This is a genomic window from Caulobacter sp. GW822-FHT07D08 (assembly GCF_058798735.1).
This window is the reverse complement of record NZ_JBXAKU010000002.1, coordinates 10,979-31,554: the sequence shown is the minus strand read 5'-3', so window position 1 is coordinate 31,554 and position 20,576 is coordinate 10,979. Positions and strand designations below refer to the sequence as shown.

16 protein-coding genes and 1 pseudogene are annotated in these 20,576 nt (G+C 66.7%); 10 read left to right on the top strand and 7 right to left on the bottom strand.

Features of this window, described 5'->3' with window-relative positions; translation table 11 throughout:
* Positions 1 to 67: 67 nt before the first annotated feature.
* From AC1RJ9_RS03995 to AC1RJ9_RS03970, 6 genes are all read left to right on the top strand, one after another.
* The gene (locus AC1RJ9_RS03995) at positions 68 to 2,872 is read left to right on the top strand and encodes a TonB-dependent receptor (protein WP_492836174.1); all 2,805 of its coding nucleotides are present in this window, start codon (positions 68 to 70) and stop codon (positions 2,870 to 2,872) included.
* A gap of 95 nt (positions 2,873 to 2,967) precedes the next feature.
* Entirely contained in the window at positions 2,968 to 4,191 is a 1,224-nt protein-coding gene (locus AC1RJ9_RS03990; RefSeq protein ID WP_492836172.1) for a histidine-type phosphatase, read from the top strand.
* Positions 4,192 to 4,850: 659 nt separating this feature from the next.
* Positions 4,851 to 6,302, top strand: coding sequence for a glycoside hydrolase family 43 protein (locus AC1RJ9_RS03985; RefSeq protein WP_492836170.1), 1,452 nt, complete (start codon positions 4,851 to 4,853; stop codon positions 6,300 to 6,302).
* A gap of 29 nt (positions 6,303 to 6,331) precedes the next feature.
* Positions 6,332 to 9,256: a TIM-barrel domain-containing protein gene (locus AC1RJ9_RS03980; RefSeq protein ID WP_492836168.1), complete on the top strand. Its 2,925-nt coding sequence runs from the start codon at positions 6,332 to 6,334 to the stop codon at positions 9,254 to 9,256.
* A gap of 75 nt (positions 9,257 to 9,331) precedes the next feature.
* Entirely contained in the window at positions 9,332 to 10,342 is a 1,011-nt protein-coding gene (locus AC1RJ9_RS03975) for an ArsO family NAD(P)H-dependent flavin-containing monooxygenase (protein ID WP_492836914.1), read from the top strand.
* A 142-nt stretch (positions 10,343 to 10,484) separates the two neighbouring features.
* Positions 10,485 to 10,949: a thioredoxin family protein gene (locus AC1RJ9_RS03970; protein WP_492836166.1), complete on the top strand. Its 465-nt coding sequence runs from the start codon at positions 10,485 to 10,487 to the stop codon at positions 10,947 to 10,949.
* A 199-nt stretch (positions 10,950 to 11,148) separates the two neighbouring features.
* On the opposite strand, the gene AC1RJ9_RS03965 is transcribed toward AC1RJ9_RS03970, so the two are convergent.
* Positions 11,149 to 12,072 carry an AraC family transcriptional regulator gene (locus AC1RJ9_RS03965; protein WP_492836164.1) on the bottom strand — a complete coding sequence of 308 codons (924 nt, stop codon included), beginning with the start codon at positions 12,070 to 12,072 and terminating at the stop codon, positions 11,149 to 11,151.
* Positions 12,073 to 12,125: 53 nt separating this feature from the next.
* On the opposite strand from AC1RJ9_RS03965, the gene AC1RJ9_RS03960 reads away from it, so the two are divergent.
* Positions 12,126 to 12,860, top strand: coding sequence for an SDR family oxidoreductase (locus AC1RJ9_RS03960; RefSeq protein ID WP_492836162.1), 735 nt, complete (start codon positions 12,126 to 12,128; stop codon positions 12,858 to 12,860).
* A gap of 220 nt (positions 12,861 to 13,080) precedes the next feature.
* Here AC1RJ9_RS03960 and AC1RJ9_RS03955 read toward each other — a convergent pair whose 3' ends face one another.
* The gene (locus AC1RJ9_RS03955) at positions 13,081 to 13,872 is read right to left on the bottom strand and encodes an SDR family NAD(P)-dependent oxidoreductase (protein WP_492836160.1); all 792 of its coding nucleotides are present in this window, start codon (positions 13,870 to 13,872) and stop codon (positions 13,081 to 13,083) included.
* A 76-nt stretch (positions 13,873 to 13,948) separates the two neighbouring features.
* Here AC1RJ9_RS03955 and AC1RJ9_RS03950 point away from each other — a divergent pair, with 76 nt between their 5' ends.
* Complete coding sequence (locus tag AC1RJ9_RS03950) at positions 13,949 to 14,518, top strand: TetR/AcrR family transcriptional regulator (RefSeq protein WP_492836158.1); 570 nt, start codon at positions 13,949 to 13,951, stop codon at positions 14,516 to 14,518.
* Between the two features lie 22 nt (positions 14,519 to 14,540).
* Here AC1RJ9_RS03950 and AC1RJ9_RS03945 read toward each other — a convergent pair.
* The 3 genes and pseudogenes from AC1RJ9_RS03945 to AC1RJ9_RS03935 form a co-directional block, all read right to left on the bottom strand.
* A pseudogene (locus tag AC1RJ9_RS03945) lies at positions 14,541 to 14,623 on the bottom strand (hypothetical protein); the annotation flags it as partial.
* 132 nt (positions 14,624 to 14,755) lie between these two features.
* Positions 14,756 to 15,688 carry a 3,5-dioxohexanoate:acetyl-CoA acetone transferase gene (kce, locus tag AC1RJ9_RS03940; RefSeq protein WP_492836156.1) on the bottom strand — a complete coding sequence of 311 codons (933 nt, stop codon included), beginning with the start codon at positions 15,686 to 15,688 and terminating at the stop codon, positions 14,756 to 14,758.
* A 117-nt stretch (positions 15,689 to 15,805) separates the two neighbouring features.
* Complete coding sequence (locus AC1RJ9_RS03935; RefSeq protein WP_492836154.1) at positions 15,806 to 16,021, bottom strand: hypothetical protein; 216 nt, start codon at positions 16,019 to 16,021, stop codon at positions 15,806 to 15,808.
* 36 nt (positions 16,022 to 16,057) lie between these two features.
* Here AC1RJ9_RS03935 and AC1RJ9_RS03930 point away from each other — a divergent pair, with 36 nt between their 5' ends.
* Together AC1RJ9_RS03930 and AC1RJ9_RS03925 are read left to right on the top strand one after the other, a co-directional pair.
* Positions 16,058 to 16,525 carry a VOC family protein gene (locus AC1RJ9_RS03930; RefSeq protein ID WP_492836152.1) on the top strand — a complete coding sequence of 156 codons (468 nt, stop codon included), beginning with the start codon at positions 16,058 to 16,060 and terminating at the stop codon, positions 16,523 to 16,525.
* Positions 16,522 to 17,202 carry an MFS transporter gene (locus tag AC1RJ9_RS03925; protein WP_492836150.1) on the top strand — a complete coding sequence of 227 codons (681 nt, stop codon included), beginning with the start codon at positions 16,522 to 16,524 and terminating at the stop codon, positions 17,200 to 17,202. Before AC1RJ9_RS03930 ends, AC1RJ9_RS03925 begins: the two co-directional genes overlap by 4 nt.
* 246 nt (positions 17,203 to 17,448) lie before the next feature.
* Here AC1RJ9_RS03925 and AC1RJ9_RS03920 read toward each other — a convergent pair whose 3' ends face one another.
* Positions 17,449 to 18,525 (bottom strand): PLP-dependent cysteine synthase family protein, encoded by a 1,077-nt coding sequence (locus AC1RJ9_RS03920; RefSeq protein ID WP_492836148.1) that lies wholly within the window; start codon positions 18,523 to 18,525, stop codon positions 17,449 to 17,451.
* Positions 18,515 to 20,551: a M3 family metallopeptidase gene (locus AC1RJ9_RS03915; RefSeq protein ID WP_492836146.1), complete on the bottom strand. Its 2,037-nt coding sequence runs from the start codon at positions 20,549 to 20,551 to the stop codon at positions 18,515 to 18,517. The genes AC1RJ9_RS03920 and AC1RJ9_RS03915 overlap by 11 nt, the downstream gene beginning before the upstream one ends.
* Between the last annotated feature and the right edge of the window lie 25 nt (positions 20,552 to 20,576).

Sequence of the window (20,576 nt, the reverse complement as noted above, 5' to 3'; positions counted from 1 at the left end):
CATGCCTGTCTCAGCGCCTCGCTAAGACCCCCGCCGTCGCGAAACGGCGAACAAGGCAGGGGCTGACATGTTTAAGTGGACGGGTGAACACGACGCGCGCGGGGCTCGCGCGACGGGCAGGGCGATCAAGGTCGTCCTTCTGGCCAGCGTCTTCGGCCTGGCGTCGGCCGCCGGCGCCCATGCCGAAGCCGCCGCCTCGCCGGCCGATCCTTCGGAGACGATCGACTCGCTGGTGATCGTCGCCAAGCGCAACGACGCGGCCAAGACGCAGATGCGCGCGGCGAACGCGATCGCGGTGCTGTCGGCGGAAGACCTCGAACATACGGCCGTCCACAACGTGGCCGAAGCGCTCGGCATGATGCCCAGCGTCAACGTGATGAACACCGGCTCGTCGTTCTTCGGCGGCATCGACGGCGCCTCGCGCGGCGAAGGCATGTTCGTCTCGATCCGCGGCCTGAACGCCGAGTTCAACGTCAATATGATCAACGGCGTGACCGTGGCGCAGGGCATGCCCTACAGCCGCCAGGTCCAGCTGAGCCTGATGCCGCCGTCGGGCCTGCACACGATCGTGCTGAACAAGACCTCGACCGCCGACATGGACGGCGACGCCATCGGCGGCACGGTCGACTTCCGCACTCCCTCGGCCTTCGACTTCCGCGACGATTTCTCGGGCTCGATCACCGCCTCGGGCCGGGTCGAAAGCCGCGCGCGCGACTATGGCGACAAGGGTCTGGGCGGCGGCCTTTCGGCCGAACTGGCCAAGAAATTCGGCCCGGACAACAGCTTCGGCCTCTATGCCAGCGCCTTCTACGACAAGCGCAACTACGCCAACAGCGAGATGGCCGGCGTCATGGCCGCCCAGAACGACGGCGGCTGGAGCTACCTGGTCCGCAACGCCGCCGGCGCCAGCTATCCGGGCCTGGATCCCGAGAAGAACATCACCCAGACGGGCGTGAACTTCGGCGTCTCGAATGGCTACACCGAGCGCTGGGGCGGCAACTTCACCCTGAACTGGCGCCCGGACGCCACGCTGGACGCCTATCTGCGCGGCTCCTACGCCTACGCCAAGACCCAGCAGAACTCGACGCTCAGCCAGTTCGTCAGCACCAGCAAGAGCTACAAGGAGGCGGTCGCCGGCAGCGGCCGCTACGCCCTCAGCGTCGACGCGATCTCCACCCGCGTCTGGTACGAAACCAACCCCGAGGAGGCCGATCTGGCCACCCTGCAGGCTGGCTTCGACAAGACGCTGGGCGCCTGGACGCTCTCGCCCCAGGTCTTCTACAGCGAAGGCGCCAATGACCGCCCGAACCACATCGAGACCTCGGTGCGGATCAATCAGAGCGACAAGTACAACAACGGCTCCAACCGTCCCCTGGGCGGTCTGTCGATCGGCTATGCCGACAACCTCCCCTACCCGCTGTTCACCAGCACGATCTATGACGACCTGAACAACGCCAACACCGCCCTGCTGGCCCGCCGCGCCGGCCAGCTGACCGAGCAGTACAGCGGCCAGCAGAAGTACGGATTCAAGTTCGACGCCAAGCGCGTGTTCGAGGGCGGAGCCCTGCAATGGATCAAGCTGGGCGGCAAATATGTCGATAGCCACCGTCGGGTGACCAACCGCGATTGGACCAACGACCACTTCGCCAACCTGATCGGCCAGGGCGGCCTGACCTGGCAAAGCCTCGGCCTCTCCACCAGCTACTACGACGCGGTGTTCCCGGGTCAGTACAAGTGGCGCGTGCCGAAGGTCAGCCAGGAAAAGCTGTTCGAGTACTTCTACAAGTACAAGAACGCCGCCTCGTTCGACACCTGCGGCTCCAACGCGATCAACAACTATAACTGCAACACCCAGAAGGGCGACGAGGCCGCGGCCTCGATCTACGCCGCCGCCAACTATCAGTTCGGCGATGTCGAGGTATCGCCCGGCCTGCGCTACGAGCACAGCAAGATCGACAATACCTATTGGGCGATCCCGACCACAAGCGCCGGCGAACAGACGGGCAATTGGGCCAAGAGCAACACCGAATATAATGAAGTGCTGCCCAGCGTGTTCGTGACCTGGCGCCCCGGCGACGCGGCCGTCTATCGCGGCTCGGTGTGGACCTCCTACACGCGGCCGGCCTTCATCCAGCTGGCCGGCGGCGAGCGCCGCTCGATCAGCGACGACGGCAACGTCTCGATCTCGCGCGGCAATCCCGACCTGAAGCCGATCAAGGCGATCAACCTCGATCTCTCGGGCGAATGGAGCAACGCCAAGGGCGGCTACGCCATGCTCGGCGGCTTCTACAAGCGCCTGTCGGACTACATGTACGACAATGGCTCCAGCTCGGTGAACACCGACACCTACGCCGAGGGCAAGACCACGATCAGCCAGCCGACCAATGGCGGCGACGGCGACGTGTACGGCCTGGAACTGCAGCTGCGCCAGAAGTTCTCGGACCTGCCGGGCCTGCTCAGCGGCTTCGGCGCCGGGTTCAACGTCACCCGCCAGTGGACGAGCGTCGACCTGGGCGACGGCGTCGACAACCGCATCCAGAACGCGCCCGACTGGCTGGCCAACGCTCAGCTGTTCTACCAGAAGGGCGGCTTCAGCTTCGACGTGATGTACCGCTACACGGGCGCTTACGTGGCCGGCTATGATGTTCTGGATCAACCCGGCGAGTGGGACAATCTGTGGGTCCGGCCGATGCGTCGCGTCGATCTGCACGTTGGCTATGCGTTCGACAACGGCTTCAAGCTCGACCTGTCGGTCTCCAACCTGCTGAAGAACTACAGCTACTGGTCGCACATCGGCAAAGACAGCCTGGCCCTGTCGGACGTCGTCGACTCCGGTCGGACCACGCTGCTGACGCTCAAGAAGAGCTTCTGACGACGCCACGACCTCCGGCGCTTTGAAGACGCGATGCGCTCCTCCCGCGAGGAGCGCATCGCTGCATTTGGACCAGAACCCGCAGAGGATCGCCCATGCTCGGCCTTCGCCCCCGCCGCCTGATGGCGCAAGCGCTGCTCGCCTGCGCGGCCCTGGCCTGCGCCAACGCCAGCCAGGCCGCCGCTCCGCGTGTGGAGCGCGTCGTCATGATCATGCGCCACGGCGTGCGCGCGCGGATCGTCGGCGAGGCGCCGCTGGACACCCAGACCGGCGCCCCCTGGCCGACCTGGTCGGTCCCGCCCGAACATCTGACGGCGCGCGGCGCCACGGCGCTCGAGGTCCTGGGGCGTTCGGACCGCCGCTGGCTGGCCGGCCTGGGGGTCCTGCCCGCGCGCGGATGCCCCGCCAAGGGTCAGGTGCGGATCTGGACCAACACCGCCCAGCGCACGATCGCCAGCGGCGAAGCCTTCGCCCAGGGCCTCGCGCCGGGATGCGGAACCCGCGTCGGCCATCGCCCGCAAGGCGAAGTCGATCCCCTGTTCGAGCCTCTGCGCGCGGGCGTCGCCCCGTTCGATCCGGCCGCCGCCATCGCCTCGATCCAGGCCTATACGGGCGGCGTCGACCGCCTGGCCGCCCGTCTGCGGCCAGCGCTCGACGAACTGGACCAGGTGCTGGACTGCGGCGCGGCCAAGCCCTGCTCGCCACGCCGCGCCTCCACCGTGACGCCGTCGGCGGACGGACTCGGGATCGACCTGACCGGCCCCGTCCGTGACGCCTCGGGCACGGCGCAGGTGCTGCTCCTGCAATATGTCGAGGGGCTGTCGCCCGCCCCGAAGAGCTGGCGCGCCATCAAGCCCAGCGCCCTGAAGCGCCTGGGCGCGCTGCACGCCGCGCTTTTCGACGTCTTCACCCGCCCGCCTTACATGACCGCGCGCCAGGCCGGCCCGCTGAGCCGGCGCGTGCTGGAAACGTTCGACGCGCCAGGGACAGGCGGCGTCGACGTGTTCATGGGCCACGACACCAACGTCACGGCCATGGCGGCGGCGCTCGGCGCCCCCCTCGACGCGCCCGGCTACGCCACGGGCGACGTTCCGCCCGGCGGTGCGCTCATCTTCATGAGCCTCGTGGACGACGCGGGAAACCGATCGGTTCGCGTCTACTACCAGACCCAGTCGCCAAAGACGTTGAGACGACTGGGCGCCCGCGTTTCGAGGCCGGCGATCGCCATACCAGGCCATGACCGCAACGCTATCCCGCTGGAAGAATTCCGCCGCCGCCTCGCTGTCGGCGCACCCTCAAGCAGCCCAGTAAGTAATTGATATCATTGAAATGTATAGTTCTGGCGACTTAAGAGAAACAACGTAACGCGTGGAAACGCATTTCGGATTCGCTCCGGAAGGCGTCGCCCGCGGACAAGACGGTTGTGCTTGTTCACGGTGGTTTCGTCGACGGCTCGGGGCGGGAACGCGATCACCTACATCGCGCCGGACGTCTTCCCGCACTAGATCCATGTCGCGTTTCACGGCCAAGCCTTCTTGTGACACGGCGAACAGCGCCAGGAGCTGCCATTGGCGCACTTCCAGGAAGGCGACGTTCAGGGCGCGGGACGTAAGGCGAGATGGCTCGGATCGTTGAGCGAGGGCGAGGGGCGCAAATCCAGGGCCGAACGCCAGGTCCGATATTTAGTCCGACAAGTTTAGCCCGTCTGGCGCTAGCTGGACGAATTTCCGACGGGCCCTTTGTGATCCGCGCCCGAACCCTGGACGGCGGCGCCCGGTGGGCGAACCTCTACGCCTTTGGTCTAGAAGGGCGCCAGGACCCACCACGCCTGTTACCTCGCGACATTTCAGGCTTCGCATGCCTCGATGGCTACGTTAGCATTAGTCAGACAAAAGAAAAGGGGAAGGCGTTCAATGATAAGCTGGTGTTGCATTCGCCACGAGAACGCCAAATCCGGACACCGGCGCCTAGCGGCCAAATGAGCGGCGCGACGGACTTGTTCGCGGCTCGGCCGCCGACCGGCGGCGACACGCAGGCGTGTCTGCTCGCGAGACCTGTCCTGTTCGCGCTCGCCGCGCTGATGATCGGTCTGTTCGCGACCAAGGCGCGGGCCGACAATCCGATCATCCAGACCCGCTTCACCGCCGATCCGGCCCCGCTCGTGCACGACGGCGTCGTCTATCTGTACACCAGCCATGACGAGGACGACGCCGAGGGCTTTAAGATGCTCGACTGGCGGCTCTATAGCTCGACGGACATGGCCAACTGGACCGACCGGGGCGTCGTGGCCTCGCTCAAGACCTTCCCCTGGGCGGTGCAGACCAACGATGCCTGGGCGCCGCAGGTCATTGCTCGCGACGGCAAGTTCTATCTCTACGTTCCGATCAGCGTCGCCGGATCGCCCAAGAATGTGATCGCCGTGGCGGTGGCGGACAATCCTGCGGGACCGTTCAAGGACGCGCTCGGCAAGCCGCTGATCGGGCCAGCTCGCGACAACATCGATCCCACGGCGTGGATCGACGACGACGGCCAAGCCTATCTCTACTGGGGCAACCCGAACCTTTGGTACGTCAAGCTGAACAAGGACATGGTGTCCTATTCCGGGCCCATCACCAAGGTCGAGCCTGGTGTTCGCGACTACCAGGAGGGGCCGTGGTTCTACAAGCGCCAGGGCCGCTACTACATGGCCTTCGCCTCGACCTGCTGCCCGGAGGGCATCGGCTACGCGATGAGCGACAGGCCGACGGGGCCATGGACCTACAAGGGTCCGATCATGGACCACGACCCGCGCGCGACCGGCAATCACCCGGGCATTATCGACTACAAGGGCGGCTCCTATGTCTTCGGCTTCAGTTACGAGCACAATTTCGCGCTGACGCCGATCCATCACGAGCGCCGATCGGTGTCGGTGGCCAAGTTCGACTACAACGCCGACGGGACCATTCCGAACCTGGGCTGGTGGGACAAGGCCAGCGCGCCGCAGATCGGGACGCTCAACCCCTACAGGCGGGTAGAGGCCGAGACGATCGCCTGGACCTCCCGCCTCAAACGCGATCGCGACCGGCCATACGCCTGGGCGCCGGGGGTGACGACGGCGCAGGACGATCGTGCGGAGGTGTACGTCACGCGGATCACCGACCGCGGCTACATCAAGGTCGCCGGCGTCGACTTCGGCCGGATCGGCGCCAAGACCTTTGTCGCCGGTCTCGCCAACGGCCGGCCCGACGGGGCCATCGAGCTGCGGCTCGACAGGGTCGATGGCCCGGTGATCGGCACGCTGCGGGTCGAGGCGACCGGCGCGGCGGGCCAGTGGCGCGAACAGTCGACCCTTGTCACGGCGGCGACTGGAGTGCGGGACCTGTTCCTGGTGTTCAAGGGCTCGGGCGACAGTCCGCTGTTCGATTTCGACTACTGGCGCTTCGAACAGTGACGACAACGCGACCGCGGGGCAGGTGTGGCATGAAGACACGTTGGATGATTGCGGCGGCCATGGTCGCCATGGTCGTGGCCGCCCCCGCGCTGGCCAGGCAGACCCCGCCCCCCACCGGTCTGGACGTGCTGGGTCAATTGCCGGCCTTGGCGCCCGCGACCGGCGCCGCGTTCCGTCTCCAGCGACTGCGCAACGGCGTGCAATTCCAGCTGAACGGCGTCACCAAGTCGGTGCTTTTCTATTCGCCCACGGTCGTTCGGGTGAACGCCAATCTGGGTCAATCCTATTGGACCGCGCCGAGCCTCGTGGTGATCCGCCAGCCCGAGACCGTGGCCTTCACGGTGCGCGAGACCTCGACCGAGGTGGAGCTGGTCGGCCAGAAGCTGCGCGTCGTCATCGACAAGCGCACCGGCGCCCTGACCTATCACGACGCCTCGGGCCGACTGCTTACGCGCGAGAAGGCAGACGCCCCTCAGTCGATCGACAAGCGCACCATCAGCGACGCGCCGACCTACGAGGTCGAGAACCGCTTCACGCTCAAGGTCGGCGAAGGCGTCTACGGTTTCGGCTTCACCGGCGACGACGAGGTCAACCGCCGGGGCAAGGACCTGCTGCTGGTGCAGACCAATGTCGGCATCATCATTCCGGTGATGGTCTCGACCGAGCGCTACGGCGTCCTGTGGGACACCTATTCGCAGATGCGCTTCAAGGACGATGCGCAAGGCGCGCGCCTCTGGGCGGAAAGCGCGCCGGGCGGCGTCGACTACTATTTCATGGCCGGCGACACGATGGACGGCGTGGTCGGCGCCTATCGGTGGCTGACGGGCGACGCCCCGATGTATCCCAAGCAGGCGTTCGGCCTGTTCATGAGCAAGGAGCGCTACAAGACTCAGGAACAGCTGCTCGAGGTCGCGCGCACCTTTCGCAAGGACCAGTTCCCGCTCGATTACATCGTCCAGGATTGGCAGTACTGGGGATCGGACAAGGATGGGACCTGGTCAGGCATGACCTGGGATCCCGAGCGTTTTCCCGATCCAGTGGGCATGACGCGCTCGATCCACGACCTTCACCTCAAGCTGATGGTGTCGATCTGGCCTTCGGTCGGCAATGACACGGCGCTGGGCCGCGAACTCGACCAGCACGGTCTGCGGTTCAAGCCGCCGCACTGGATCTCCAAGCAGGCGCGCGTCTACGACGCCTACAGCCCGCTGGGCCGGGAAATCTATTTCAAGCACATCAAGTCGGGCCTGCTCGACAAGGGCGTGGACGCCCTATGGATGGACGGGACCGAGGTCGAGGTCAGTTCGGCGATGTGGAACCCGGTCGACAATGTCCGCGACACTAAGGCCCTGGGCGTCAACGCCATGGGAGACTTCACCCGCTACCTGAACCCCTATTCCCTGCTGACGACCGAAGGGACCTACAAGGGCCAGCGGGCGACCAGCGACAAGCGCGTCTTCACGCTGACGCGCTCGGCCTGGGCCGGCGCGCAGCGCACGGCCGCGGCCTCATGGTCGGGCGACATCTATGCGAGCTGGAAGACCTTCGCCCAGCAGGTGGCGGGCGGCGTCAACGTCACGATCACTGGCAATCCCTACTGGACCCAGGATACCGGCGGCTTCTTCGTCACCGATTTTCCCGGCGGCGAGAAGAATCCCGCCTGGCGCGAACTCTACGCGCGCTGGTTCCAATACGCGGCCTTCAACCCGATCATGCGGGTCCACGGGACCAGCGTGGAGCGGGAGCCCTATCTGTTCAAGACGCTGGATCCGCCGGTCTACAAGGCGCTGCTGGACGCCACCCATCTGCGCTACCGGCTGTTGCCCTACACCTACAGCCTCAGCGCCAAGGTCACCGCCGATCGATACACCTTGATGCGCGCCCTGCCGATGGACTTTCCGCGGGATCCCGCGACGTTCGATATAAACGACAGCTTCATGTTTGGACCCTCGCTGCTGGTCCACCCCGTCACGCGGGCCATGTACAATATCCTCCCATCCGTCCCCACGACGGTGCCGGCGCAGCATTTGCGCACCGCCGACGGCCAGTCGGGCCTGGCGGTGCGGTATTTCGCGGGCGAGAACTTCGAGACGCCGCGCGGCCAGGCGGTCGATGCGAAGATCGACCACACCTGGCCCGATCCGCCCCTGGCGGAGCTTCCGCCGGGCCTGACCTCGCTCAGCCACTTCTCCGCGCGATGGGAGGGCGAGCTGATCGCGCCGGAAGACGGCGAGTACGAGATCGGGCTGACGGGCAACGACGGGATGCGCCTGGCCCTGGGCGATGAGGCGGCGATCGACGAGTGGACCCGCGCGGCGACCCGCACGCGTCTGGTGCGGCGCACGCTGAAGAAAGGCGAAAAGCTGTCGGTCCGGCTGGAGTTCTCCCATCCCGAGGGCGGCCGCGTGTTCCGTTTCGTCTGGCGCACGCCCAGCGAACTGAAGCGGGACGCCGCGGTGATGAGCGCGCCTCGCGACCTGACGATGCGAACCTATCTGCCCAAGGGCGCGGACTGGTACGACTTCTGGAGCGACCAGCGCTACCGCGGCGGCCAGACGATCGCGCGCCAGGCGCCGCTCGACGTCATGCCGCTCTATGTCCGGGCCGGCGCGATCATCCCGATGGGGCCAGTCGTGCAATACGCGACCGAGCGCCCCGACGCGCCCTACGAGGTCCGCGTCTATCCCGGCGCGGACGGCAAGTTCACGCTCTACGAAGACGACAACGAAACCTACACCTACGAGAAAGGCCAATCGGCGCGTTACGACCTCAACTGGAACGATGCGACGCGGACCTTGACGGTGGGACCTCGGCGCGGCGCGTTCGTCGGCATGGTCAAGCAGCGAAAGCTCAAGATCGTGGTGATCGGCGCCGCCGGAGCAAGCGCGCTCAGGCCGCTGTCGACCGATCGTACAGTCTTGTATAGTGGACGAGCCTTGACCTTAAGGTTCTAACGCCGGCCGTCCTATGGGAGATTACGTTGGCGCGCTGCGCGAACGCCCTGCCCCCACGGCCCGGCGCCGGCCGGACTGGCCACGGGCTATTTCCTTCGCCGAACCGGCCTGAGCTTTGCAATCTTGGACGGCGAGCCAGATCCTGGCGGGGCTTGGCGCCATGGCTGGGATTCGCTTCGGCTCTTCTCACCCGCTGAGTGGAGCTCGCTGCCCGGCTGGCCCATGCCCCCCAGCGGCGAAGCCTATCCCACGCGTGAGGAGGTGGTGGCCTACTTGGCGGCCTACGAGGCGCGTTACAATCTGCCGGTCATAAGGCCAGCGGAAGTCGAACTTGTTCACGCTGAACAGGATGCGCTTGTCGTGGAAACCTGCCCTGCGACGTGGCGGGCCCGCGCTGTGGTGAGCGCCACCGGCACTTGGCGCGCGCCCTATAGACCGCCCTACCCGGACCAAGCCCGTTTTGAAGGCGTGCAAATCCACTCGGCTCAGTATCGCCGCCCGGAAGAGTTTGCGGGACAGCGGGTGCTGGTCGTTGGCGGCGGCAACAGCGGGGCGCAGATTTTCGCGGAGGTGTCGCAGGTCGCCGACACGACGTGGGTGACACAGGCGCCGCCAACCTTCCTGCCGGACGAGGTCGACGGGCGCGTGCTGTTCGAGCGGGCCACTGCCCGCTGGCAGGCCAAACAGGGGATCGCCGCCGATGCGCCGCCGCCGGGCGGGCTCGGCGATGTCGTAGTGGTTCCGCCGGTCAAGGCGGCCCGCGACCGCGGCGTGCTGAAGGCGGTTCGCCCCTTCGAGCGCTTCACCCCACGCGGCGTCGTCTGGCCGGACGGGCGGGAGACCAAGGTCGACGTGGTGATCTGGTGCACAGGCTTCCGGCCGGCGCTCCAGCATCTGGCCGCCCTGGGCGTGGTTGAACCCTCTGGACGGGTGGCGGTCGACGGCACGCGGTCCATCAAGGAGCCGCGCCTGTGGCTGGTGGGCTATGGCGAGTGGACGGGATTCGCGTCCGCCACCTTGACCGGCGTCATGCGGTCCGCACGGGACACCGCGCGCGAGATCGCCCAGGGGCTTGCGCCAGCCTAGCCTCTCGCGCCCTGAACGGTCACTGGCTTGAAGCCCAACTTCCAGTCGCATACCGCGTCTAGCGCACCGATTTGACGCAGCGCATGGACCTGGCCGTGTTCGTGATCAAGGCTAGCGCACGCCTTGAATCCCAGAGGGCCGCATGAGCGCCGACACGCCCTCGATCCATCGCAAGCCATCCCTCGACCGGACCGGCCTGGTCTGGCTTGGCGCGACGACGCTTGCCATGGCCGTCTGGTTCGCCGTCTACGGCCAGCTTAAGCCGTTCTCGGAGTGGGCGGTCGCCCGCCTGCCCTTGGCCCCCGGCAGCCGCGCGGCCTCGCCGTCGGCTACCTGTTCAATTTCCTCTTCATCTGAGAAGGCGTCCTCCATGAAAAACGTGAAAGTCCTGGGTCCTGGCTGCAAGCGGTGCGAGGCCGCTGAAGAGATGGTCCGCAAAGAGGCGGCCAAGCAGGGACTGGCGGTCCAGATCGAAAAGGTCAGCGACTATGCCGCCATCGCCGGATACGGAATCCTCTCGACACCCGGGATCGTCATCGACGGCAAAGTTGTCCATGCCGGCGGTCTGCCCAAACCCGACGATCTCGCTAAGTGGCTGGCCGCCTAGGCTCTGTCGCGTATGATCCCATCGTGACTCCGACTAGGCCGAAGCCGGATCAGCAGACCGCCGCCTCTTGGGCACCAACGGCGGACCTGGGCATCCCTCCAGCCTCCAGACCTCCGACCTATTGCATCAAGGACGAAGGCTGATCTAAGCGGACGGTTGGCGCGTCATCCTCGATCAAGATGCATCCGAGGTCAGGCCCTCAAGCCTGGGCCAGACCCTTTGGCGTCGCGCCAAAAGCGCGTCGAAACGCGTAGGTGAAGGCGCTCTGAGACCTATAGCCGAGTTCGCGGCCGATGCTGGCGATGTCGTCACCGCGCGCCACCGCCGCGCGCGCTAGAGTCAGACGCCACGCCCTTACATAGGCCAGCGGTGGCTGCCCCACCTGGCGGGTAAACGCAGCGGAGAAGGCCGCCCTCGACATGCCGGCGGCGCTGGCGAGCTGCGCCACTGTCCAGGGGCGGGCGATGTCGTCATGAAGGGCGCGAAGCGCGCTGCCGAGCCGGGGATCCGCGAGCGCGCCCAGCCATCCCGTCCGCGGACGCTCGCCGCCTTCCGCATACGCGCGGATCGCCTCGACCAGCAGCACATCGGCAAGCCGGGCGCTGACGATCTGGCCGCCCATGGAGCCTCGCGCCGCCTCGTCGTTCAGCAACGCCAAGATCGTGCTCACAGCGCCCGACCCCGGCGACGACCGTGGAACCGGTAGGAAGTCAGGCAGCATGTCGAGCAGGAAGTCGGCGTTCCCCGGCGAAAAGGTGACCGTTCCCCCGAGCCCGATCGTATCGTCGCCGCCAAGCCGCGCCACGTCGCAGCTGTCGTAAAGGGACAGGCCGTCGCGGAGCGCCAGGTTTGGGTCGCTGGCCACCGCATAGGCGGTGCGTCCGATCAGGCAGACGTCGCCGGCCCTCAATAGCTGCGGCCCCAGCGCGGGTACGGTCAGCCAAGCGGTCCCTTTCAACAGGGCGACAAACTTCAGGCGATCGAGCGGCGGGAACGACAGCGCCCATTGCCCCGAGGCTTCCAGACGCGTGCGACGCGTGACGTTCGCGCCAAGCGCCATCAGAACGTCCGAGAGCGGATCTGCCGACGATTTAGACGATCGCGACAAAACCATGGATCCCATGCTGTAGATCGTCTTGCAACTTAGACCTATCTCCCGAGCGAAGGAGAACGGCAATGAATATTACCGGCAAGGTCGTCATCATCACGGGCGCGAGCAGCGGCATCGGACGGGCGACAGCCAAGCTCCTTGCGGAGCGCGGCGCGTTCGTGGTGTTGGGCGCCCGCCGCGAGGAGAAACTCGCGGCCGTCGTCGGAGAGATCACGGCCGCTGGCGGCAAGGCCATCCATAGGGTGACCGATGTTCGCCAGCGCGGCGATCTCGAAGCCCTCGTCCATTTGGCTATCGAGCGAGGGGGGCGGCTCGATGTACTCGTGAACAATGCCGGGATTGGGCCCATCTCGCGCTTCGATGCTCTGCGCGTGGACGATTGGGACGCCATGATTGACGTCAATCTGCGCGGGACCCTGTATGGCGTCGCGGCGACCTTGCCAGTCTTTCAGCGACAAGGATCGGGCCACATCGTCAATATCGTGTCGACCGCCGGCCTCAAGATCCTGCCGACCATGGGCGTCTATGCCGCGACCAAGAACGCCGTGCGGACCATCACCGAGGCCTTGCGGCTGGAGGCAGGGCCGCACCTCAGGGTCACCGAAATATCGCCCGGCATGATCTCGACGAATTTCGCGGACTCGATGACCGACCCGGCCGTCAAGGAGGCCATGAGCAAACGCATCGGGGACGTCGCCATTTCGCCCGACGCGATTGCGCGCGGCGTCGCCTATGCGATCGAGCAACCCGCTGATGTCGACGTCGGCAGCATCGTCATCCGACCGACGGCCCAGGATTGATGGTCTGTTGACCGTGTCCAATCCCAAAGCTCGCGCGCCCGAGCCTATCCATGATGTCGCTAGGCCCATCAAGATCGCGCCAAGCCTTGTCCTGCGCTTGTCCGCCCAAGGGCGGCATGGGCGGTTCGGCCAACGGCAGACTCCACGCCGCTCCAGGACTCCCACCATTGGCCAAGGTCGACCGAGGAAGATCGCTCTATCGTGACCTTAGCCAGCAGGATCAGCCCGCGCTCGCGCCGCCTTCGCACGGCAGGATGGCGCCGGTGGTCCAACGGGACTCATCGGAGAGAAGGAACAGGGCGGCGCGGGCCATGTCATCCGGTTCTGCGATGTAGTTCATCGGAAAGGCGTTCGCCATAGCCGCGCGCGCGTCGTCGCTCGACATCCAGTGGTCGAACATTTCCGAACGGGTCGGCCCCGGCGCGATGGCGTTCACCCTGATGCCGCGACGCGCATAGTCCAGCGCCGCGCACTTCGTAAGTCCCGCAAGACCCCACTTGCTGGCCGCGTAGATGCTGTTCTCCGGCGCGCCGACAAGCCCGCCGATGGAGGAGGTATTAACGATGGAGCCACCGCCGGAGTCCAGCATCGCTGCGATCTCATGTTTAAGGCAGTGGAAGACGCCTTTCAGGTTTACCCCGACCACCCGATCGAAGGCGGTAGCGTCCGCCTCGTGAAGCGGCGCTCGCCCACCTCCCACGCCAGCGTTGTTGAACGCCCCGTCGAGCCGGCCGAAGGTCTTCACACTGAAGTCGATCGCGGCTTTCACGGACTCCTCGTCGGTGACGTCGCAAGCCACGGCCTCGACCGTGAGACCCTCCGCTTTCAGGCTGGCCGCAAGGATTTCCAGCCGGTCTTTCCGCCGCGCCGCCGCGACGACCCGGGCGCCCTCCAGAGCGAACAACCTGACGGCCGCGGCGCCGATGCCGCTTGAGGCGCCGGTCACGAAAATGACCTGCCCCTCGAGACGTCGGGCATGGAAATCCAACGGTGGGGGATTGTTATAGGACATGACGAGCCTCGTGGTTGACAACGTCAACCTTGCGCACCGAGGTTGACGTTGTCAACCGGCCGCAGCAAGAAGGCTTATGATCGAAACGACGCGTGACAACCTGATTGCGGCGGCTGCCAAGCTGCTTGACAGCGGCGGGCCCGGGGCTGTCACCATGCGCGCCGTGGGGACTGCTGCGGGCGTTTCGCACAATGCCGCCTACAAGCACTTCCTCGACAAGGATGATCTGCTTGCCGCCGTCGCCGGCCGCGAGCTGAAACGACAACCGCCGTCGGCGTCTCGGACGACTGGCGCCGCGCCAACGGCCCGCGACCTGATGATCGGATATGTTCGCTGGGCGAGCCGCTACCCGGAGCGCTTCAAACTGACCTTCGGCCGCTGGACGAGGGACAATCCGGGTCTGGCCCAGGCTGCGGAGGAGTCCCGCGCGAACCTTGTCGCCGCTGTCATCGCCGGGCAGATGGCCGGCGACCTGCCTCCCGGCGAGCCCGAACGTCTCACGGCGCTACTCCTGGCGCTCGCGCACGGCGCCGCCGATCTCGCACTCTCCGGACACCTAGCTTCGGATGGTAAGGGCAAAGCTGATCCGGAGGACCTCGTCGCCGATCTGTTCCGGTATCTGGAGAACTCTCGGCCCGCCCGCTAGATCGCTCTCGGCCGCGTCCTCTGGCCTCCGTATCCGTCGCGTCGTTCTTCTGCCGTTTGACGTAGGGCTTTACGAGCTCGGCGGCATCAGCCGAACCTGATGACCCCGCCGGCCAACGCCGCGTCGCCCGCAACGTCCCAGCCTTCGATATCACCTCGTCCAAAATGACCACTCGATCCCCTGACGTCAGATCTTTCGACTTGCCTCAGGGGGCTCTAGCGTCGGGCCGAGCGCCCGCTAAAAACCGACACGGTCCCCGCCTTTAAGGCCGAGCAAAGCCCGCGCCTCGGCCGGCGTCGCCGGCTCCAGCCCCATTTCGCCGAGGATCCTCCTGACCTTGAGCACCTGCTCGGCGTTCGAGGCCGCCAGCTGTCGCCTGCCGATGAACAGGCTGTCCTCCAGGCCCACGCGCACGTTTCCGCCCAGCAGCGCGGCCTGGGTGCAAAATGGCATCTGGTGGCGGCCCGCCGCCAGGACCGACCATTGGTAGGCCTCACGGCCGAACAGGCGGTCGGCCGTCTGCTTCATGAACATCAGGTTTTCGGGGTCGGGGCCGATCCCCCCCAGGATGCCGAACACCATCTGGATGAGGAACGGCGGCTTGACCAAGCCCTCGTCGACGAAATGGGCCAGGTTGTAGAGATGACCCACGTCGTAGCATTCGTGTTCGAACTTGGTTCCGGCGCCGGCGAGCGTCTCCAGGATCGTGCGAATGTCGCGGAAGGTGTTGCGGAAGATGTAGCCGTCCGAGTCCCGGACATAGGCCTCTTCCCAGCCATATTTCCACCGCGCGATCCGCTTGGCCGCCGGGAAGAAGGCGAAGTTCAGCGAGCCCATATTCAGCGAGCACATCTCCGGCTCGAAGGCCAGAGCGGCGGCGAGCCTGTCCTCGACGCTCATGGTGGCGCTGCCGCCCGTGGTGATGTTGACCACCGCCTCGGTGGCCTGCTTGATCACCGGCAGGAACTGGCCATAGACGGCCGGATCGCCAGTCGGCGAACCGTCCTCGGGGTTTCGCGCATGCAGGTGGATGATCGCCGCGCCGGCCTTGGCCGCCTCGATCGACGCCGCGGCGATCTGGTCGGGCGTCAGCGGCAGGGCGTCCGACATCGACGGCACGTGCGCGGAGCCGGTGATCGCGCAGCTGATAATGACCTTGTTGCTGGACATGGCGAGGCTTTCCGCGGGCGCGCCGCTTGGGCGCGCCGGCTGAGGGAACGGGGCGATTGGGGGAACGGGGCGATTTGGGGGGGGCGCGGGAGGGACGGCAAGTCCCCCCCGGCCAGGCTAGGACAGGGTCTTGGCCCAGTCGGTGAGCACCTTCACGTAGCGCGCCGGATCGGCGATGTGCATCTGGTGCATGGCGTCCGGCAGCAGGGCGAAGTCGAAGCGGACGCCGGCGCCCTCGACGAGGCGCTTGACCTGTTCGACCTGGAAGTCGCTGATCGCGCCGATCAGGTTGCCGGTCACCGGGTCGATCGCGCGCATGTGCTGGGTGAGCAAGACAGGGGTCTTGACCTGGGAGTACGTCCGCGGCGCATGTCGCACGCGGCCTTCTTCACCCCGGATCTCGAGGCCACCCTGACCTTCTACATTGACGTCCTGGGCCTGCGCCTGTCGGACCGCTCGGGGCCGGGCGCGTTCCTGCACGGCGCGCATGGCAGCGAGCACCACATGGTCGCCTTCGCCCAGTCCAGCCAGGCCGGCTTTCATCATAGCGCCTGGGAGGTCGGCTCGGTCGACGAGGTGGGCCTTGGCGCGGCCCAGATGGCGCGCGCCGGCTACACCGAGGGCTGGGGCCTTGGCCGCCATGTGCTGGGATCGAACTATTTCCACTATGTTCGCGATCCCTGGGGCGGTTTCGCCGAATACAGTTTCGACATGGACTACGTGCCGGCCGACTTCGACTGGCCTAGCACCGAAGCCTCGCCCGAAAACGGCCTCTATCTCTGGGGCCCACCCCCGCCCGACGATTTCGGCGTCAATAGCGAAGGTGCCAAGCCTTGACCCCCGTCTCCAGCCCCCTGCCGGCCGCCGCGACGCCGGCAATGCGGCGCGGCGCGGGGGAGCTTGGCCTGCTGCTGGCGCTCGCCACTTGCGCCGCGCTGGTCTTCCTCAACCGCACCGGCATCAGCTTCCTGTTTCCGGCGATCCAGGGCCAGTTGCACCTGACCAACACTCAGCTCGGGCAGCTGATGTCGGCGACCTCTCTGGCCTGGGCCGTGTCGAGCATCTTCTTCTCGCTAGCCAGCGACGTGCTGGGCGTTCGCCCACGGCTGCTGATCGTCATCTGCACGATCGGATTTTCGATCGTCGGCGGACTGTCGGGCTTGGTCTCAACCTTCGCGGCGCTGTTGCTGCTTCGCGTGGCCATGGGCGTCTTCGAGGGGCCGGTGCTGCCGCTGATCCAGTCGACCGTCTCGGCGGCCTCGCCGGCCGATCGCCGCGGCGCCAACCTCGGCGTGATCATCGGCGGTTCAGCCCTCGTGGGCGCGGCCCTGGCGGGCGTCGCCTTCATCGCGGCGTTGTTCGTCGAGGAACCTCCCCGATCGTCGACCTCGCCCCACCCAACGCCGGCGAAACGGGTCGTTAGAGCGCGATGGATACCCAGCCCCGAAATGCACAAGCGCTGGGCCGAGCTCCCCAAGGACAAGCCGATCGTTCTTTGCTGCCGGGACGCCTGATGCAGCCTGGCCACCTCAGCGGCGCTCATAGCCGATGGCGACTTCCGCGGCCGCCTCGCGCCAACATCTGCCGTTGGAACGCCTCCAGGAAGGCGAGGTTCGCAGCGCTGACCAACTGCTCGACGATACCCGCCGCGCGGCGCGGGCGGGCGCTAAGATTATCGCGTGGTCCGAAACCGCCGCGCCCAGCACCCAGGCCGACAAGGCGATACCCCGCCTGGCTCGCCGAGCGTGTGCCGTGAGCGCTCACGCATCGAACTGGGCCCTGAACAGCATCTCATGGGGCCGCCAGTCGACCCCGCGCTCCCGCAGCCAGTGATCGTCATAATAGGTGCAACTGTATCGATCCCCCCCGTCGCACAGGATCGACACGATCGAGCCCGTCTCGCCCTGGCTCGCCATCTCTTCGACCAGTTGAGCGATGGCTACCAGGTTCGTGCCGGTGGAGCCGCCTACCCGACGCCCCAGACGATGAGACAGGGCCCGCATCGCGCCAATGCTGGCGGCGTCGTCGACCGCGATCATCCGGTCGATCACCGAGGGGATGAAGCTGGGTTCGACACGCGGCCGCCCGATCCCCTCGACGCAACTGGCGCTCGCTTCCGGCAGTGACACGACCGTCGGATCGGCGAAATGCCGATGGAAGACCGAGTGAACCGGATCGGCGACGCAAAGCCGGGTCGCATGGCGCTGATAGGCGATGTAGCGGCCGATCGTGGCGGACGTCCCGCCCGTGCCGGCGCCGCACACGATCCATGCCGGGACCGGAAACGCCTCCGCCGCCATCTGCGCGAAGATGCTTTCGGCGATGTTGTTGTTGCCGCGCCAGTCGGTCGCGCGTTCGGCATAGGTGAACTGGTCGAGATAATGGCCTTTCGTCTCGCGTGCGAGGCGGTGGGCGACGTCATAGACGGTGCGCGGGTCGTCGACCGTATGAATTTCGCCGCCGTGGAAGCGGATCGCATCGAGCTTGGGCGCCGCCGTCGATGCGGGCACGACCGCGATGAAGCGCAAGCCGAGCATCCGTGCGAAATAGGCCTCGCTGACCGCCGTCGATCCCGACGATGCCTCGATGATGCAGGTGTCAGGCCTGATCCAGCCGTTACACAGGGCATAGAGGAACAGCGAGCGCGCCAGACGGTGTTTCAGGCTCCCCGTGGGGTGGCTGCTCTCGTCCTTCAGATAGAGCGTGATTCCTGGATAACGCGCCAAGTCCAGCCGGATAAGGTGCGTGTCGGCGGAGCGGTTGAAGTCCGCCTCTATCCGTCGGATCGCGTCGGCCCGCCAGGCCTGGACGGGAGTCTCGCCGCGATCACCGGGCATCGGCGGTCAGTCCATGCCGGACCAGCATCGCGGCGGGATCCGCGTCGCGTCCGCGGAAAGCGCGGAAGCTCTCCGCCGCCGGACGGCTCGCGCCCCGGGAGAGGATTTCCTCGCAAAAGCTCGCCGCGACGCCGCGGTCGATCAGCCCCGCCTCGGCGAAGCGCTGGAATCCGTCGGCGGCCAGCACCTCGGCCCAGAGATAGCTGTAATAGCCCGAGGCATAGCCGCCCGCGAAGATATGGGTGAAGGCGTGCGGAAAGCGGTGCCATGACGGCGGCCGCACCACCGCCACCTCGTCGCGCACCGCCTCGATCACGTCGATCGGGTCGTCGCCGAGCACGCCCAGATGCAGCAACAGGTCGAAAAGCGCGAATTCGACCTGACGCACGACGAACATCCCCGACAGGAAGTGGCGCGCGGCGAGCAGCGTCTCGAACAACGCATCGGGCAGCGGCGCGCCCGTCACATAATGGCCGGACATGTCGCCCAGCACGGCGCTGTCCCAGGCGAAATCCTCCATCAACTGGCTGGGCAGTTCGACCGCATCCCATTCGAACCCGCTGATGCCGGCGATATTGGGCCGGTCGACGCGGGTGAACAGGTGATGCAGGCAATGCCCGGTCTCGTGCAGGAAGGTGACGACTTCCTTGTGGCTGAGCAGGGCGGGATTGCCATCGGTCTTCGGCGCGAAGTTGCAGACGAGATAGGCGACCGGCACGCGCTGGACATTCCCATCGTTGAGCCGCGGTCGCGCTTGCGCCATCCAGGCGCCGCCACGCTTGCCCGGGCGCGCGTGCAGGTCGAGATAGACGCCCGCGAACACCGCGCCGGCTTCGTCCGCCACGTCATAATAGCAGGCGTCGGGGTGATAGACGGCGACATCGGGCCGCGCGATCAGACGGATGCCGAACAGCCGGTCGAGCAGGCGCCGCCACCCGGCGATGACGCGCTCGACCGGGAAATGGGCGCGCACCGCCTGCTCGTCGACGGCGTACAGGGCCTGCCGCATCCGCTCGGCGACATAGGCGACGTCCCAGGGCTGAAGATCGGCGATGCCCAGACGCCTGGCGGCATGATCCGCCAGCGCCGCCATCTCGCGCTCGGCGGCAGGCTTCGCGCGGGCGGCGAGATCGCGCAGAAAGGCCAGGACCGCGTCCGCATCGGTGGCCATCTTGGTGGCGAGCGACCATGCGACCGGATCGGCGAAGCCGAGCAGCCGCGCGGCCTCGCGCCGCCGGTCGAGAATCTCGGCGATCCGCCCGGAATTGTCGAACTGTCCGGCGTGCGGGCCCTGGTCGGACGCGCGCGTGCCCGATGCGGCATAGACGCGCTCGCGCAGCCCCCGGTCCTCGGCGAAGGTCAGGATCGCGTTGACGCTGGGCATCTGGAGCGTGACGACCCAGCCGGTCAGCCCCTTCGCCCTGGCCGCCTCGGCGAACATCGCCTTGTCGGCGTCGGAAAGTCCCGCGAGGAGCGCCTCGTCCTCGACCTGCTCGAACCAGGCGTCGGTCGCGTCGAGCACGGCGTTGCCGAACGCCGTCGAAAGCCGCGACAACTCCACCGAGACGGTCGCGAAGCGGGCGCGATCCTCGGGCGCGAGCGCGACGCCGGAAAGCTTGAAGTCGCGGATCATATGCTCGACGGCGGCGCGATTGGCCTTGGGCGAGGCGGCGAAATCCGCTGTCGCGGTCAGCGCGACCAGCACCTCGTAGAGCGCCCGGTTCTGCATGACCTGAAGCCGGTTCTCGACCAGCCGCACCTGCCCGGCGCCATAGGCGGCGCGCAGTTCGGGCGTGTCCGCCACGCCTTGCAGATGCGAGACGGCCGACCAGACGCCCGCGATCGCGGTGTCGGCCCGTTCCAGCGGCAGCCAGGCGTCCGCGAAATCGGCCGGCCGGGTCGCGACGATCTTGGCCACGACCGCGCGGTGGTCGGCGAGGACCTGGTCGAGCGCGGGCGCGATCTGGTCGGGGCGGATATCGCCAAAGTGCGGCAAGGCCAGCGTGTCGAGCAGCGCGTTCGTCATGGAATTTCCCATCTTGGGCGAGAGT